This window comes from Achromobacter sp. GbtcB20 (genome assembly GCF_019091095.1).
Taxonomy (GTDB): Bacteria; Pseudomonadota; Gammaproteobacteria; order Burkholderiales; family Burkholderiaceae_B; genus Achromobacter; species Achromobacter mucicolens.
Map to the genome: position 1 here is coordinate 1 of NZ_JAGXJZ010000028.1, position 15,153 is coordinate 15,153.

General features: G+C 66.9%; 11 protein-coding genes. All 11 read right to left on the reverse strand.

Annotated features, from left to right (window positions below; genetic code table 11):
* Window positions 1-218: 218 nt before the first annotated feature.
* The 11 genes from KVT32_RS25045 to KVT32_RS25095 all read right to left on the reverse strand — a co-directional run bounded on the left by KVT32_RS25045 (window position 219) and on the right by KVT32_RS25095 (window position 15,141).
* Window positions 219-1,052, reverse strand: coding sequence for a symmetrical bis(5'-nucleosyl)-tetraphosphatase (locus KVT32_RS25045; RefSeq protein ID WP_062841565.1), 834 nt, complete (start codon window positions 1,050-1,052; stop codon window positions 219-221).
* Window positions 1,049-2,227: an LPS export ABC transporter permease LptG gene (gene lptG, locus KVT32_RS25050; protein WP_180100372.1), complete on the reverse strand. Its 1,179-nt coding sequence runs from the start codon at window positions 2,225-2,227 to the stop codon at window positions 1,049-1,051. Before lptG ends, KVT32_RS25045 begins: the two co-directional genes overlap by 4 nt.
* Window positions 2,228-2,320: 93 nt before the next feature.
* Window positions 2,321-3,055 (reverse strand): monofunctional biosynthetic peptidoglycan transglycosylase, encoded by a 735-nt coding sequence (mtgA, locus tag KVT32_RS25055; protein WP_217618987.1) that lies wholly within the window; start codon window positions 3,053-3,055, stop codon window positions 2,321-2,323.
* Window positions 3,056-3,060: 5 nt separating this feature from the next.
* Window positions 3,061-3,924, reverse strand: coding sequence for a shikimate dehydrogenase (gene aroE, locus KVT32_RS25060; RefSeq protein ID WP_056327794.1), 864 nt, complete (start codon window positions 3,922-3,924; stop codon window positions 3,061-3,063).
* Window positions 3,921-4,793 carry a TonB family protein gene (locus tag KVT32_RS25065; protein WP_056327795.1) on the reverse strand — a complete coding sequence of 291 codons (873 nt, stop codon included), beginning with the start codon at window positions 4,791-4,793 and terminating at the stop codon, window positions 3,921-3,923. The genes aroE and KVT32_RS25065 overlap by 4 nt, the downstream gene beginning before the upstream one ends.
* Before the next feature lie 108 nt (window positions 4,794-4,901).
* A complete protein-coding gene (locus tag KVT32_RS25070) occupies window positions 4,902-5,990 on the reverse strand; it encodes an ABC transporter ATP-binding protein (RefSeq protein WP_152383322.1) in 1,089 nt (362 codons plus the stop codon).
* Window positions 5,983-7,761, reverse strand: coding sequence for an iron ABC transporter permease (locus KVT32_RS25075; protein ID WP_056327797.1), 1,779 nt, complete (start codon window positions 7,759-7,761; stop codon window positions 5,983-5,985). The genes KVT32_RS25070 and KVT32_RS25075 overlap by 8 nt, the downstream gene beginning before the upstream one ends.
* A gap of 137 nt (window positions 7,762-7,898) precedes the next feature.
* A complete protein-coding gene (locus KVT32_RS25080; protein WP_217618988.1) occupies window positions 7,899-8,996 on the reverse strand; it encodes an ABC transporter substrate-binding protein in 1,098 nt (365 codons plus the stop codon).
* Window positions 8,997-9,139: 143 nt separating this feature from the next.
* Complete coding sequence (locus tag KVT32_RS25085; RefSeq protein WP_217618989.1) at window positions 9,140-11,677, reverse strand: extracellular solute-binding protein; 2,538 nt, start codon at window positions 11,675-11,677, stop codon at window positions 9,140-9,142.
* On the reverse strand, window positions 11,664-12,335 hold the full coding sequence (locus KVT32_RS25090; protein WP_056327800.1) for a response regulator transcription factor: 672 nt from the start codon (window positions 12,333-12,335) through the stop codon (window positions 11,664-11,666). Before KVT32_RS25090 ends, KVT32_RS25085 begins: the two co-directional genes overlap by 14 nt.
* Window positions 12,336-13,245: 910 nt before the next feature.
* Entirely contained in the window at window positions 13,246-15,141 is a 1,896-nt protein-coding gene (locus KVT32_RS25095) for a ribonuclease catalytic domain-containing protein (RefSeq protein WP_152383324.1), read from the reverse strand.
* Between the last annotated feature and the right edge of the window lie 12 nt (window positions 15,142-15,153).

Consider the following 15,153-nt stretch of genomic DNA (forward strand, 5'->3'; position numbering starts at 1 on the left):
TCCGGAGCGAAGGCTCCGGACCGCAATCGTGGGCGATCGTGCCCACGGTGACCGCGGCGTCGGGCGACCTACGAAGACGGTACGCGACCGACGAAGATCCGCCGTGTCGTGTGACCGACGAAGACGGTACGCGACCTACGAAGATCCAACCGGGAACGGCCTAAGAAGAACAGAAGAACAGAAGAACAGAAGAACCCCGCCAAAACACCCGCCAGCCCTCACTCCGCCATCGGATCCTGAAACTGAGAACACTTAACCTGCACGACCTTCCGATCCTGCAATCGCAAAGCCGTCAACGACCCGCCCCACACGCATCCGGTGTCCAGGCAAATCACATCCGGCCGTTGCAACAACCCCAGCGTCGACCAATGCCCGAACACCGTCGTCACGTTACGGGTCGCCCGGTTAGGCACATCGAACCAAGGCACCAACCCGGGCGGCCAAGCCCCCGGCGTCACCTTCGTCGCGAACTCCATGTGTCCGTTGGGCGTGCACAGGCGGATCCGCGTCAGCGCGTTGATGATCACCCGCATCCGTTTGCCGCCCTTGTGGTCTTCCTTCCAGGTGGCCGGCTCGTTGCCGTACATCTTTTGAAGCGCCTTCTGCCAGTTGGGGCCGCGCAGCGCGTCCTGGACTTCGCCAGCCAGGGCCAGCGTCTTGGCGACGTCCCACTTGGCCAGCGTGCCTGCGTGGACCAGCAGGTGGTTCTGTTCGAAGTGCGCCAACGGGCGGGAGCGCAGCCAGTTGAGCAGGTCCGTGGCGTCCGGTGCGCGCAGGATGGATTCCAGCGTGTCGGACTTGGACGGCTTGCGTACGCCCGCGGCCGCGGCCAGGAGGTGCAGGTCGTGGTTGCCCAGGACCACCGTGGCGCGGTCGCCCAGGTCGATGATGCGGCGCAAGGTTTCGAGCGACTGCGGGCCACGGTTGACCAGGTCGCCAGCGAACCAGAAGCGCGACTTGGGGTCGCCGACGAGTTCGGGGTGGGACAGCAAGCGATCCAGCGGCGAGCAGCACCCCTGCACGTCGCCGATCATCCAGATACTGCCGTTCATGCGGGACTCTTGCTCCAAGGCCAACGTTGCTGGATGAGACGGGTAATGGTGTGGCGGTATTCCATGTAGCTCATGGCGCCCAGCGCCAGCGCCATGGCGCCCAGATTCGGGCCCAGGGCGGTAAGCCAGGGCGGCCACTTGCCCAGCATACCCACGTTCAGCGCAAGCTGGTTCAGCATGAAGAAGGCCACGCCCAGCAGGATGCCCACGAACACCTTGGCGCCGACGCCGCCGCGGCGGGTCTGCATGAGGCCGATGGGCGCGGCGATGGTGATCATCACGATCAGGGTGAAGGGGTAGGCCAGTTTGCGCCACAGGGCGACGACCTGGCGGCCGTATTGAAGCTGGTTGTCCCGCAGGTATTCCACGTAGTCGAGGAGCGTGACGATCGACATGCGTTCGGGGGTCAGCACGCGGGCCAGCAGGCGTTCGGCGCTGAGGGTGGTGTCGATGGAGCGTTCGGGCAGCTTGACGACGGTGGCGGGCGGATTCTTGGGCGGCCGGGCGTTGGCCAGCGCCTCGGCGGCCTCGGCGTCCAGGCGCGTCTCGGAGACGTCCTTGAGCACCAGGTCGCCCCGCGTGAACGTGCCCGTGGGGGCGGTGGACAGCGCCGTCATCGTCAGGTCTTTCTTGAATTCGTAGAGCGTGACGCCCGCCACCTGGCCGTCGCCCTTCAGTTCGGCGATGTTGATGATGCGGGTGCCGCCGTTGGCGGTGGGTTCCTTGAACCAGTAGCCGCTCTTCAAGCGATCGCCGCCGGCCTTGCCGCGGAACATCAGGTTGGCCTCGCCGGTCTTGACCTCGGCCCAGGGCGTCACGTATTCGGACAGCAGGCCCGCGCCGATCATCAGCGGGATGGTGACGATCCAGAGCATCCGCAGAAGCCGCATGCCGCTGACGCCGGAAACCCGCAGGATGACGAGTTCGTTGCGCTGGGCCAAGCCCGCCAGCGCCAGGATGGCGCCGATCAGGAGCCCGATGGGCAGAAGATCATAGAGACGGGTGGGGATCGCCAGCGCCTGCATGTACAGCAGGGCCATCATGGAGAACTTGTCGCCCACGTTGTCCAGGTCGTCCACCAAAGCGAAGAACGTGAAGAGGCCCAGCAGGGCCAGAAGGACCACTGCGCAAGAGCGATAGACCTCGCGGGCCAGGTAGCGACGTGCAGTACGCATGGAGGAAAAAGGAATGGAGCGCGTAAACGTGAAAGCTTAACAAATCCCGCAGCCCGAAGACGGCCGGGAGGATCGAATCGTCCCATTCCCCTTTCAGGGGATGTCGACCAGCTGCATCCGGCGCGTCAGGATGCCGACGCGGGAGTTCAGGTAATTGGACTTGCGATGGCTGTCGTAGAAGCGCGGATTGGGCAGCATGGCCGCCAGCCGGGCGGACTGGGCGTTGCCCAGGTTGGCGGCGGTGGTATTGAAATAATGCTTGGCGGCGGCCTGGGCGCCGAATACGCCCACGCCCCACTCGGCGACGTTCAGATAGAGCTCAAGGATCCGTTCCTTGCTCATGACGTGTTCGATCATGTAGGCCAGGACCAGTTCCTGGCCCTTGCGCAGGTAACTTCGCGAGCCGGACAGAAACAGGTTCTTGGCCAGCTGCTGGGTGATGGTGGAGCCGCCGCGCCGCTTGGAGCGCCCGGCCTCTTCCTGTTTCTGGTTGTATTGCCAGGCCTTGCGGATGGCGTCCCATTCGATCCCGTCGTGGTCCGTGAAATTCGCGTCCTCGGACGCGATCACCGCGCGCTTGAGCGAACGGTTGATCTTGTCGTAGGGCACCCATTCGTGCTTGAGCTCGATCCCCGGGTCTTCCTTGCGCAGACGCGACAGCTCTTCGCGCATCATCGCGCTGCTGCCCGGGTCGCGGTAGTTGTACCAGACCACCTGGGCGAACAGCCAGAATTGGTACAGCAGGACGGCGCACACCAGCGCCATCAGCAAGCCGGTGGAGATACGGAACCAGTTTCGGCCGCCGCTGCGGCCAGTTCGGGTCGCCATGCCGTTCAGCTACCGGCGGCCAGCGCCTCGCGCAGCGCCGTCAGGACGGGCGCCGCATCCGGGCGCACGCCGTGCCAGATGAAAAAGCTTTCGGCCGCCTGGCCGACCAGCATGCCCAGCCCGTCGGCGGTCAGCGCGGCGCCGTCGGCCTTGGCCTGCTGCATGAAGGCGGTGGGCTGCGCGCCGTACATCATGTCGTAGGCGGCGGCGCCGTCGGCGTACAGCCCCGGCGGCAGGTCGGGGGCGGCGTTCTGCAGCCCGCTGGCGGTGGCGTTGATGACAAGATTCCAGCCGCCGGGCAGGGCGGCGCTCGCCAGGGCGCCGGCGGTGACTTGGGTCTGCGGTGATACGCCGCTGGCGCGCCAGGCCGCGGCCAGTTCCTCGGCGCGGGCGGCCGTGCGGTTCACGATGTGGATGCGGGCGCAGCCGGCCTCGGCCAGCGGCTGCAGGACGCCGCGCGCCGCGCCGCCGGCGCCGACCAGCAGCACGTTGGCGCCCGCCAGGCGCACGCCCAGGCGCAGCAGGTCGTTGACCAGACCAACGCCGTCGGTGTTGCAGCCGTGCCAGACGCCATCGCGCCACGACAGGGTGTTGACGGCGCCGGCCAGCCGCGCGCGGGCCGACAGGTGGTCCGCCGCGAGGGCGTAGGCCTCAAGTTTGAACGGCACGGTGACATTCAGGCCCAGCCCGCCATCGGCCACGAATTCGGCGACGGCGCCGGCAAAGCCATCCACCGGGGCAAGCAGGCGCTCGTAGCGCAACGGCTTGCCGGTCTGCTGCGAAAACATGGCGTGGATCTGAGGCGAGCGGCTATGCGCGATGGGATTGCCGATGACGGCGTAGCGGGCTTGAGGAATCGCCTCGGTCATGGGGCCTGTGTTTCCAGAGTGTCGTTGACGAAATGCCAGGTGCGGGTGATGACCAGCACGTCCGTATCGCGGGCGATATCGGGCGGGAAGGGGGGGAAGGGCGCGGCCAGCTGGACGATGCGGCGCGCCGCCTGGTTCAGGACCGCATGCGGCGAAGGCTGGTCGATCTCGACCTCGGCGATGCTGCCATCGGCACGGACCGACACCGTGATGCGCAGCGATCCGTAGATGCGGCCGCGGGCTTCGTCGGGGTAATGCTGGGTGCCGACCGTCTCGATGCGCGTGCGCCAGGCATCCAGATACGCGGCGTAGCGGGACGCGTCGGCGGAGGGCGCGATGAACTGTTTGCGCGGTTCGGCGCTGTATTGCTGGACCCGCGCCGCCAGCGCCGCCACCTGGGCGTTCTGGATGACGCTGGCCTGATCCTGGGCGTCCTGGCCGACATCGGCGCCATCGGGCCACGGATTGACCGCCTGGCGCTCGGGGCCGGCGTTGTGCGGCGACTGCAACTGGGTCATCAGCCGGGCCTGTTCAGCTTCGAGCTGCACCTGGCGCTGGCGCATGGCTTCCAGCACGATGGTCTCGGCCGAGCTGCCGGTCTGGGGGAGCGGGGTGGTGGACACGCCGCGGTCGGCGTTGCCGCCGCCGGTCATCTGGTTCTGCGCCACGGTGCGCGGGGTTTCAGGCGGCGTCTCGCTGCGGGCGTTCAGCAGCACGACTTCCAGGCTGGTCACGGGCGGCCGCGTCTGCGCGGGCGCGCTGAACCGCCACGCCAGCGCGCCGGCGTGCACCAACAGCGATATCGCGATGCCGATACGCAGGTAGTGCTGGGCGGGTTGGCCCAGCCACCACAGGTAACGGCTCAGCATCGAGGGGGAATCTGCGTGTTGCACCTGCGCATTGTAAGGCGAGTCCAGGGGCGCGGTGCGCTCCGTCCGACGGCTGTAACAGCCCTCGGACGGACGGTCTAGACCGGATCAGGCGGTCGGCCGGGAAAAGATCCAGACCTTGCTGGCGGGCAGCGCAAGCCGGCAGGGGCCGGGCTCGCGGCCTTCCGGACCGTAGGCGCGCAGGGCGAGGCTGCGGGCCGGATCGGCGTCCGGCGTGCGGAACAGGTATTCCCAGCGGTCGCCCAGATACATGCTGGTCAGCAGCGGCATGTCGACGTGGTTGCCCTCCGGGTCGTCGGCCAGGCGCACCTGCTCGACCCGGATGACCGCGGTGGCATCCTGGCCCGCCACGACGTCCGCGCCGGCCTTGCCCCACAGCGACCAGCCGGGCCCTTCGATGCGGGCTTGCCCGTCGCGCAGCTCGGTGACCTTGCCATCCAACCGGTTGTTGCTGCCCATGAATTCGGCCGTGAACAGGGTGGACGGTGCGCCGTACATTTCCTGCGGCGTGCCCTGCTGCTCAATCTTGCCGTTGTTCAGCAGCAGGATGCGGTCGGAGATCGCCATGGCTTCGCTCTGGTCATGCGTCACCATCAGTGCGGACAGGCCCAGGCGGATGATGAGTTCGCGCAGGAAGGCGCGCGCTTCCTCGCGCAGCTTGGCGTCCAGGTTGGACAGGGGTTCGTCCAGCAGGATGACGGGCGGGCTGTACACCAGCGCCCGGCCGATGGCCACGCGTTGCTGCTGGCCGCCGGATAGCGCGTGCGGGTGGCGCTGGCCAAGCTTGCCCAGGCCCAGCTGGTCCAGCACGGCCTGCACGCGCTCGCGCACCTCGGCGCCCGGTGTCTTGCGCAGCTTGAGCGGATAGGCAACGTTCTCGAACACGGTCTTGTGCGGCCACAGCGCATACGACTGGAACACCAGTCCCAGGTTGCGCTCTTCGGCCGGGATTTCCTGGCGGGCCGCGCCGTCGTACACGACGCGGTTGCCGATGGTGATGCGGCCGCGCTTGGGGCCTTCCAGGCCGGCCACGGCGCGCAGCAACGTGGTCTTGCCGCTGCCCGAGGGCCCCAGCAGGGACACCACTTCGCCCTGGCGCAGCTGCATCGACACGCCCTTGAGCACCGGGTTGTCGCCGTAGTCCAGGTGCAGGTCTTCTACAGAAAGCTCAATCATGAAGTTTGACTCCGAATCGCAGGGCGATGCCCAGGCCGATCACGACCAGAACGATATTGATGAAGGAAAGCGCGGCCACGATGTCGATGGCGCCCGAGGCCCACAGCGACACCAGCATGGAGCCGATGGTCTCGGTGCCGGGCGACAGCAGGTAGACGCCGGTGGAGTATTCGCGCTCGAAGATCAGGAACATCAGCAGCCACGAGCCGATCAGGCCGTACTTGGCCAGCGGCACGGTGACGTGGCGGGTGACCTGGCCGCGGCGCGCGCCGGCGCTGCGGGCGGCCTCTTCCAGTTCGGGCCCCACCTGCAGCAGGGTCGACGAGATGAGCCGCAAGCCATAGGCCATCCACACGACGGTGTACGCAAGCCACACGCTGAAGATGGTGCTGCGCAGGGCGCGCAGCCATTCGACGAAGTTCTCGCGCAGCCATTCGGCGAAGGGCAGGGCCGACAGCCAGCCGCCTTCGTCCACGTCCAGCGCGTTGTCCAGCCACATCGGCACGAACAGGAACACCCACAAGAACGCCAGGCCGGCCAGCAGGCCCGGCACGGCGCGCGGCACCAGCACGCTGTAGTCCATGAAGCGCGTGACGTTGTCCGGCTTGCGGTGCATGGCCAGGCCCACGAACATGTAGCACATGACCGCAAGCGCGCCGCCGAAGACGCCGATGGCGACCGAGTTGACGATGGCGCGCATCAGGTTGGGCTGCGAGAACACGGTACGGAAGGCGTCCAGCGACAGCACGTCAAAGAGCGACACGCCCAGGCCCCAGTTGGACACGAACGCGCGCAGCAAGACGCCCGTCAGCGGCACGATGATGGTGACGAACAGCCAGAACGCCACGACCCCGCCCGCGACCCAGCGCCACTTGCCCAGCGGCAGCGGCCGCGCGCGCGAGGCCTTGCCCTTGACGGTGACGAAGCGGTTGGCGGTGCGCATCAGGCGGCGTTGCAGCATCACCAGCGGGATCGTCATGCAGATCAGCACCACGGCCACCGCGGCCATCAGGTGATAGGACGGGATGCCCAGCTTGTTGGTGAGCTTGTACAGGTAGGTGGCCAGCACCAGGTTGCCTTCCGGGTCGCCCAGCACCAGCACCAGGCCAAACACTTCCAGGCCCAGGAAAAAGAGCAGCACGGTGGCGTACAGCATGGCCGGCCGCACCATGGGCAGGCTGACGGACACCATCACCCGCAGCGGCGAGGCGCCGGTCACCCGCGCGGCCTCTTCCACGTCGGACCCCATGCTGCGCAGCGCCGACGAGATGTACAGGTAGGCGTGCGGCACGTGCGTCAGGCCGGCGATGATGACGATGCTGGTCAGCGAATAGACGTTCCAGGGCACGAAGCCCAGAATGTTCTGCGTCCAGGTCGAGAAAAAGCCAACGGGGCCGGCGGCGACCACGTAGCCGAAGCCCAGCACCATGGGCGACACGAACACCGGCACCAGGATCAGCGGCTCGATCCAGCGGCGGCCCGGCAGGTCGGTGCGGATCATCAGGAACGCCAGCATGCCGCCCAGCGGAATGGCGATGGCGGCCAGCCCGAACGCGAGAATGAAGCCGCTGCGTAGCGCCTTGTAGAAATCGGGGTCCGCGAAGATGAAGCGGAAGGCGTCCAGACTCCAGGTCTTGGACGGGGCAAAGAAGGGCGCCGAGAGAAAACTCTGGATGATGATGAACGACAGCGGCACGTAGATGGCGAGCGCCGTGATCAGCACCACCACGCCGCGTGGCAGGGACTGCCATTTTCTGCGCAATGACTGCATGGGAAATCCTGTGGTCTTGAAGGACGCGGTGGCCGCGCCGCCGGGGACGAGGGCCCCGGGGCAGGGTCAGGCGGACGGCGCGCCGTCCGCTGCGTTTGCGGCGGCTCCGGGCCGCGAGGCCGCCCGGAGCCCGGGCATCACTTGCCCGCTGCGGCCCGCCATTGCTTGATGAATTCCAGGCGCTTGTTCTGCTCCAGGTAGTCCAGCAGCGTTTCGTCGACCGGAATCGGCTTGAGCGAGGCGCCCAGCTTCTTGGTCATGCCGTCCACGTCGTTGTCGCCTTCGATGTCGTCGCGAACGGACGCCAGGTCGGCCTGGTTGGCCATGATTTCCTGGCCCTTCTGCGACAGCAGGTAGTCCATCCACAGCTTGGCGGCGTTGCGGTTCTTCGCCTTCTTGCTGATGAACGCCACGCGCGACAGCACCAGCGCGTAGTCGGTGGGGTAGGCCACGCCCAGCGACGGATCGTTCTTGGCGCGGGTCTCCGCGTACGAGCCCAGGATGTTGTAGCCGATCAGGTTTTCGCCCGAGGACACGCGTTCCATCATGGTGCCGGTGGACGACTGCACGACCAGGCCGCCCTTGGCGATGTCCTTGAGGGTCTCGAAGTACTTGGGATCGTTGGCCTTGTCCTGCACCGCCAGCATGAAGCCGACCGCGGACTTCTCGATGTCGTAGGTGGTGACCTTGTTCTTGAACTTGTCGGGCTGGCTGGCGATCAGCTTGGCCAGCGCGCCGTGCGTGGTGGGCACTTCATTGGCGGGAATGAGCCGCTTGTTGTAGATGAAGACGGCCGGCTCGTAGGTCGTGCCGTAGGCGGAATCCTTCCAGACGGCCCACGACGGCAGCTTGCCGGCCTCGGGCGACTTGTACTTCAGCGCGTAGTCGGTGGCCAGCTTCAGGGCCGAGTCCATCGACGAGCTCCAGACGAGGTCGCCGCTGCCGCCGCCCGCCGCCTGTTCGCTGATGTAGCGGTTGTAGAGCTCGGTGCTGTTCATGTCGTTGTATTCGACCTTGACGCCCGGATACATCGCTTCGAAGCCCTTGATGATGGGGCCGGCGGCCTTGGTGTCGGTGGTCGAATAGATGACGACCTTGCCTTCCTTCTTGGCGCCGTCCAGGACCTTCTGGTAGTCGGCCGGATAGCCCGCCGGCACAGCCTGCGCGAAGGCGCTGCCCGAGGCGATGGCGAATGCGGCGGCGCAGGCGGCCGCCAGTTTGGACTTGGCAAGCATGGGTGTTGTCTCCGATTGGATTTGGCTTGATGCGGGCTCTGGGGCCCGCGTGCAGCCATCTTAGGAGTGCGCGTCTGTCGTCGTCCTGTCATGGCGGCAGGCGGCGGCTAGGGGAAATCCCTGGGCCACGCCTGCGCGCCGGGTTACGGACGCTGCGGCGTGTCGGTGACGAGCCGGATCCAGTTCTGCACGAACCGGGAATGGCGGCGCTGGTCCAGGCCGACGAGCAGCGCGGGGCTCAGCACCACGGGCTGCACGATGCCCTGCGACCGCGCCAGCACGGCTTCCGACGTCCACCGTCCCGGCGTGTCTTCCATGATGGACCCCAGCGCGGCATGGCTGGAAGCCACCTGCTGGCCGGCGGGCGACAGCAGCCAGTCGACCAGGGCGCGGCCGAGGTCGGGGTTGGGGGCGGTGCGCGCGATGAGGACCGAGCGCGCCAGCACCAGCACGTAGTCCTGCGGAAACACCACGCCGATGGGCCGGCCCGCAGCCTGGCGCGACAGCGCGTAAGAGCCAAGGATGTTGTAGCCGATGTCGAGTTCGTCGCGCTCGATAGCGTCCAGGATTTCGGCGCTGGTGGCCGCCAGCCGCACGCCGGCCTGGCCCATGGCGTTGGCCAGCCCCCAGAAGTTGGAAGAGACGAGCTCATCCTGTTCGGCCAGCAGATAGCCCACGCTGCTGGCGGCAATGTCGTAGGTGCCGATGCGACCGCGCAGGCGCAACGGATCCTGCTCCAGCAGGCGCAGCAGGTCCTGGCGCGAGCGAGGCACTTCAGCTTCCGCGAAGCGCTTGGGGTTGTAGACGAAGACGGCGGGCTCGAACGTGAAGCCGTAGACCTCGTGCCGCCATATGGCCCACGACGGAAGCCGCGCGGCGTAGGGCGAGGCATAGCTCAGCGCATAGCCATCCTTGGCAAGCCGGATCTGCAGGTCCGACGCGGAACTCATGAGGACGTCCACATCCTTCAATCGCCCTTCGATGGCGGCTTCGTAGAGCTCGCGGCTGCCCATTTCGCGGTACACGACGCTGACGTCGGGGCGATGCGACTGAAAACCCTGGATCAGCGGGGCGACGACGGGCGTGTCCGTGGGGCCGGCGATGGTGAGGACGCGCGAGGACGGTTGGGGCGCGGGATAGCGGGTGATTATCTCGGGGATGCCGGCAACCTGCGGTGCGGCGGGTGGAGCAGCCGCGCCGGTCACCTCGACGTCCGCGGCCCGCACGTCGGCGGACGGCGCGGCCAGCAGCAGGCTGGCGGCGCAGACCGCGGCAGCAGCTGCCATCAGCGCGCGGTTGGCCCCGGCACGCGCCAGCGGCAGGACGACGCGGGCCGTCAGGCCGCCGCCGGGCCGGTCCAGCAGCCACAGCGACCCGCCGTGGGCCACTGCAACGGACCGCACGATCGCCAGTCCCAGTCCGGATCCGGGCAGCGTTTCCCCGGCGCGGCCGCGCGAGAAACGTTGCTGCACCGATTCCTTCTCGTCGTCGGCCACGCCTGGGCCGCGGTCCGAGACAGTGAGCGCGACGCGATAGCCGGCAACGGGCGTGGCCTGGATATCAACCGGCCCGTCCGGCGCGTAGCGCAGGGCATTGTCGACCAGGTTGCGCAACATTTCGCGCAGCGCGATCCGATCGCCGGCGATGCGCGCGCGGCGCACTTCGGGCGCAATGGCGATGCGCAGCCGCTGCGCCTCCAACGGGCCAATGCGGCGGCGCGTTTCGTTGACGGTTTCCGCCACGCCGACCATCGCGCGGGCGCCCTTGCCGAGCCGGTGGGTGATGGTGGCGTCCATGAGCAGCTGGTTGATGAGCTGGCTGGCGTGGGTGGCGTTCAGATGGATGCGTTCGAGCCGGGCGTGCAAGCGCTGCGGATCGGTCTCGTCCAGCGCTACCTCGGCTTGCGCGCGCAGCGAGGCAAGGGGCGTGCGGACCTGGTGCGCGGCATCGGCGACCAGGGTGTTAAGCGTGTCCATGGCGCCAGACAACCGCTGCATGAAGCCGTTGAGCGCTTCGATCAACCGCCGCACTTCGCGCGGGACGGGTTTGACGAGCGGCTCCAGGTCATCCGGCGCTCGCCGCCGCAGTTCGCGTTCGACGACGGCAAGCGGCGCGAAGGCGCGCTGCACGCCAAACCACAACAGGCCCAGCGCGACCAGGGACACGACGACCAGCGGCAGCACGCTGCGGCCAAGAATCTCGCCGGCCAGCGCCTCGCGCGAGCCCAGCGTCTCGGCGACACGCAAGGTGACCCAGCCGGCATGCTGGCTGGCCGAGACCAGGCGGCCAACGGTCGCGACGCGGATGGGTTCGTCGTGATAGCTCAGATAGGTGAAAACGGGCGTGGCCGACTGCGCGAGGGGCAGGCCGGGCGCAAGGTCGCCGTACCCGGTGATGAGCCTGCCGTTTGAAGTGCGCGCTTCATAGAACACACGCTCGCCGCCGGAAAGCATCGCCAGCGAGGACACGGGCGGCTCGACGGTGACTTCGTTGTCTTCGATCTGGACGGACCCGGCAATGGTCAGCGCCGAGGCCGCGAGCAGTCGGTCAAACGCCTGCTCGGCGGCGCGTTGGGCATAACCGCGCAAAAAGAACACGAGCCCGATGAGCGCGCAGGCGAGCAGCACGGCGCCCAACGTGAAGACGCGCTGGCGGATGGAGAAGCTTTCAGGGATGTTCATGGCTGCGGGCCTGATACCCGACGCCCCGCACGGTGACGATATCCACGGACGCACCTGCAAGCTTTTTGCGAAGCCGCGAGATAAGCAGCTCAAGCGCATTGAGCGAGCCGTCGTCCAGGTCGAAGATCTGGTTCATGAGGCGTTCCTTGGCAACGGTCTGGCCCAGCTTGCCGACCAGGATCTCAAGCAACCGGAATTCCCGCCGCCCCAACTCCAGCGGCGTGCCGGCCAGTTCGACATGCCGATTCGCCAGATCCAGACTGAGATTGCCGTAATGCGCCACACTGGTGGTCTGCCCCGCAGGCCGCCGCAACAAGGCGCGCAGCCGGGCTTCCAGTTCGCGCAGATCGAACGGCTTGACCAGGTAGTCATCAGCGCCCAGATCCAGCATGTCGATCTTGTCTTCGATCTCGGCGCGTGCCGTCATGACGAGCACAGGCGCCTCAAGACCCGCCGCCCGCAACTCTCGGATAAGCGTGAATCCATCCTTGCCGGGCAAATTGATATCCAGCACGAGTGCGTCCCAGGTCTCATCCAACCCCCAACGCAACGCCTGCACGCCATCACGCACCCACTGCACACTATGACCCGCCGAACGCAGCTTGCTCTCAACGGCATCGCCAAGATCGAGATTGTCCTCGACCAGCAGAATGCGCATGTTTGCTCCTCCTTTGTTGTGCTTTTTTCTGGGGAGTTTAACGGGGGGCGTTGATGTGCGGTGTGTTGGTGGTGCTTGGAAACCTTTGGGCGGTTGAAGATTGAGTTCTTGAGGCGTCCGGCACGGCGGCGGCCCGGGGCGCGCGGGGCCACGATTGCGGTCCGGAGCCTTCGCTCCGGACTCCCCCTTCGTCATCTTCGTCCGCCTTCGGCTCCCTTCAGATTCCCTCGGGCTTATCGACGCCCCGCGCACCCCGGGCCGCCACCGCACCGGACTCTGGCAGTAGAAATCTTCAGGCCTCCGGGGCGGACAGTGTGCTTGGCATTTTTGCGCGGATTGTCTCGGGCCAGAAACATCTTGCGTAGCCCGTCTCCGTTCGGCCGCGCGGGCGGCCTCCGGAGACTTACGCGGCGTCTTGCGTTTGGATGATGACGCTTCGCGCGTAGGTACGTGCGCCTCACCAGGTGTCTGACACCCGTATAAATGGTCTTCCAGCTTGAAGGAGCGCTTCAAGGGTGTCAGACACCTTTGCGAGAGAGATCAGCACGCGCGCGGTAACGTCACCAGTCGCCGCTAATCGTCCCTTGAACTCAAGTGCCCGATGGGCGGCGCGAACAGATCGGCAAGCTGTAGCGACCCGTCGCCGCGCCGCCCATCACCGCCCACCCCCAACGTGAGGCGGACCATTAGCAAACCAATCACCGCCAGCGCGAAGCGCACCCCTCGCGACGTCCCACCGCCCCGATGCCGATTGCCGCCGCCCGGGCGGCAGCAATTCGGCGGCCCCGCAAATCCCCTTACCTGACCACAGGTCTTACAGCGCCACATACCAAAGACCCTGGCAGCACGGTGACCGCGGCGTCGGGCGACCTACGAAGACGTTACGCGACCGACGAAAACCAACCGCGACCTACGCAGATTCCCCTTTAACTTCGCCCACAAACCGACAATCCAACTCCAGAGACAACTCATCCATCCCCAGAATATCCACTTCAACAGCCGTCCCCCGCTCAAACTCAGGCATCCCACCCACCCGAGTCACCAGCGGCGCATTCGCAAACCGCACGAGATCCTCGCGCAGCACATGCGCCACCGTCCGCGTCACGCCGTTCTGTTTCAGCCAGCGCAGGCACCAGTAGCGTTCCATTGCGCTCTGGAACTCGGCCCAGGCGGCGTATTGCGCGTCGAAGGCGCCGATGATGGCGAACAGGTCCGCGTCGCGCGGCTTGAAGGGGGCGATCAGGCGGGCGGATACGCCGTGTTCCACCGCGGCGATCAGCTGCCACTGGTTGACCAGGTCGACATAGCGGCGCAGCGGCGACGTGCTCCACGCGTATTGCGGGACGCCAATGGCTTCGTGCGGCAGCGCCTGCGTGCTCATGCGCACGCGGCCCGCTTGTTGCGAGCGGTAGATACCAGGCACGCCGTGCTGGTTCAGCAGGCCGCCCCACAGGTTGTTGGCCAGGATCATGTACTCGGCGACCATGCGGTCCAGCGGCGCGTTGCGCTGGCGCGGGACCAGGCGCACAGGCGTGTCGGGATCGTCGGGGTTGCCGTCCAGATAGAAGCTGTATTCGACCCGGGAGTTGTTCTCCGGCTTGCCGCGCACATTTTCGCGTTGCGCCGACAAGGCCTGGGCCAGCTTCCAGAGCGGACGCAGCCAGTGCCCGTAGGGCAGATCGGCCGTCGGGTCCGCGAGGCTTGCCTCGGTGACCTGGGTGTCCAGCATGTTGTGGCGCAGGTTCTCGCGCACGACGATGCGTTCCAGGCGGGTTTCCGATTCGATGACTTCGCCGGTTTCGGAATTGGCGATGACGTACAGCGACAACGCGGGCACTTCGCGGCCGGCGTCCAGGGAGAACGCCTGGATGACGCTGTCCGGCTGCATCGGGATCTTGTCGCCGGGCATGTAGACGGTGGACAGGCGGGCGCGGGCCAGCTTGTCCAGGTCGCTGTCGCGGGTGACGGACAGGCCCGGCGCGGCGACGTGGATGCCGACGCGCACGCGGCCGTCCGGCAGGGTCGAGACCGACAGCGCATCGTCGATTTCCGTCGTGGTGACGTCGTCCACGGAGTAGATCTCGGCATCGGCCAGCGGCAGTTCGCGGTCGATGGGGGGCAGTTCCACGTCGGGGAAGGCCAGTCCGCGCGGGAAGTTGACGGCCAGGAAGCGGCGCTTGTGCAGCGCGAGCGCGTGCGGCCAGGCGCCCAGTTCGAGCAGCAGGCGGTCCGGGGTCTTGCCCAGCTTGGCGCATGCGGCGTCCAGTGCCTTCCATTGCTGCGAGTTCTTGTCCGGGCGGATCAGCAGCGATTCGGCGGCCTGCGCGATCGGCTCAGGCAGGCGGCCGGCGGCCATTTCGTCGACCCATTCCTGCTGCTGCTCGGCCTGCCGCTGCTTCTTTTCCAGCGCGGCCAGCGCGGCGGCCAGGATGTCGGGCGGAGCAGGGCGGTAGCGGCCCTTGCCGCGGCGATGGAAGTAAGCCGGCGCGCCGTGCAGGCGCATCAGCAGCGCGGCCTGTTCGACGGGCGTAGGAGCGTGGCCGAAGTAATCGGCGGCCAGGGCGGGCGAGTCAAATTCTTCCTGAGGCGCGCATTCCCACAGGAATTGCAGGTCCAGGGTTTCGGCCGTGGCGGCCGCCTGGCTCATCAGGGTCGCCGGGTCCGGCGAGGCGAAGTTGAACAGGGTGTTGGCGCGCTTGATCTTGCTGCGCTTGCCCGATTCTGACTCCACCTGCAGGCTGGCGTCGGTCTCGGACAGGATATGGCCGGCCTTGAAGCTGCCGTCGTCTTCGTAAAACACATACATGGTGGGGATCGT

Excerpts from the sequence above, each read along its gene's own strand:
- KVT32_RS25085 (WP_217618989.1), bottom strand. The coding sequence starts at position 11,677 with ATGAACATCCCTGAAAGCTTCTCCATCCGCCAGCGCGTCTTCACGTTG.
- KVT32_RS25080 (WP_217618988.1), bottom strand. The coding sequence starts at position 8,996 with ATGCTTGCCAAGTCCAAACTGGCGGCCGCCTGCGCCGCCGCATTCGCC.
- aroE (WP_056327794.1), bottom strand. The coding sequence starts at position 3,924 with ATGACCGAGGCGATTCCTCAAGCCCGCTACGCCGTCATCGGCAATCCC.
- KVT32_RS25070 (WP_152383322.1), bottom strand. The coding sequence starts at position 5,990 with ATGATTGAGCTTTCTGTAGAAGACCTGCACCTGGACTACGGCGACAAC.
- KVT32_RS25045 (WP_062841565.1), bottom strand. The coding sequence starts at position 1,052 with ATGAACGGCAGTATCTGGATGATCGGCGACGTGCAGGGGTGCTGCTCG.
- mtgA (WP_217618987.1), bottom strand. The coding sequence starts at position 3,055 with ATGGCGACCCGAACTGGCCGCAGCGGCGGCCGAAACTGGTTCCGTATC.
- KVT32_RS25095 (WP_152383324.1), bottom strand. The coding sequence starts at position 15,141 with ATGTATGTGTTTTACGAAGACGACGGCAGCTTCAAGGCCGGCCATATC.
- KVT32_RS25090 (WP_056327800.1), bottom strand. The coding sequence starts at position 12,335 with ATGCGCATTCTGCTGGTCGAGGACAATCTCGATCTTGGCGATGCCGTT.
- KVT32_RS25075 (WP_056327797.1), bottom strand. The coding sequence starts at position 7,761 with ATGCAGTCATTGCGCAGAAAATGGCAGTCCCTGCCACGCGGCGTGGTG.
- KVT32_RS25065 (WP_056327795.1), bottom strand. The coding sequence starts at position 4,793 with ATGCTGAGCCGTTACCTGTGGTGGCTGGGCCAACCCGCCCAGCACTAC.
- lptG (WP_180100372.1), bottom strand. The coding sequence starts at position 2,227 with ATGCGTACTGCACGTCGCTACCTGGCCCGCGAGGTCTATCGCTCTTGC.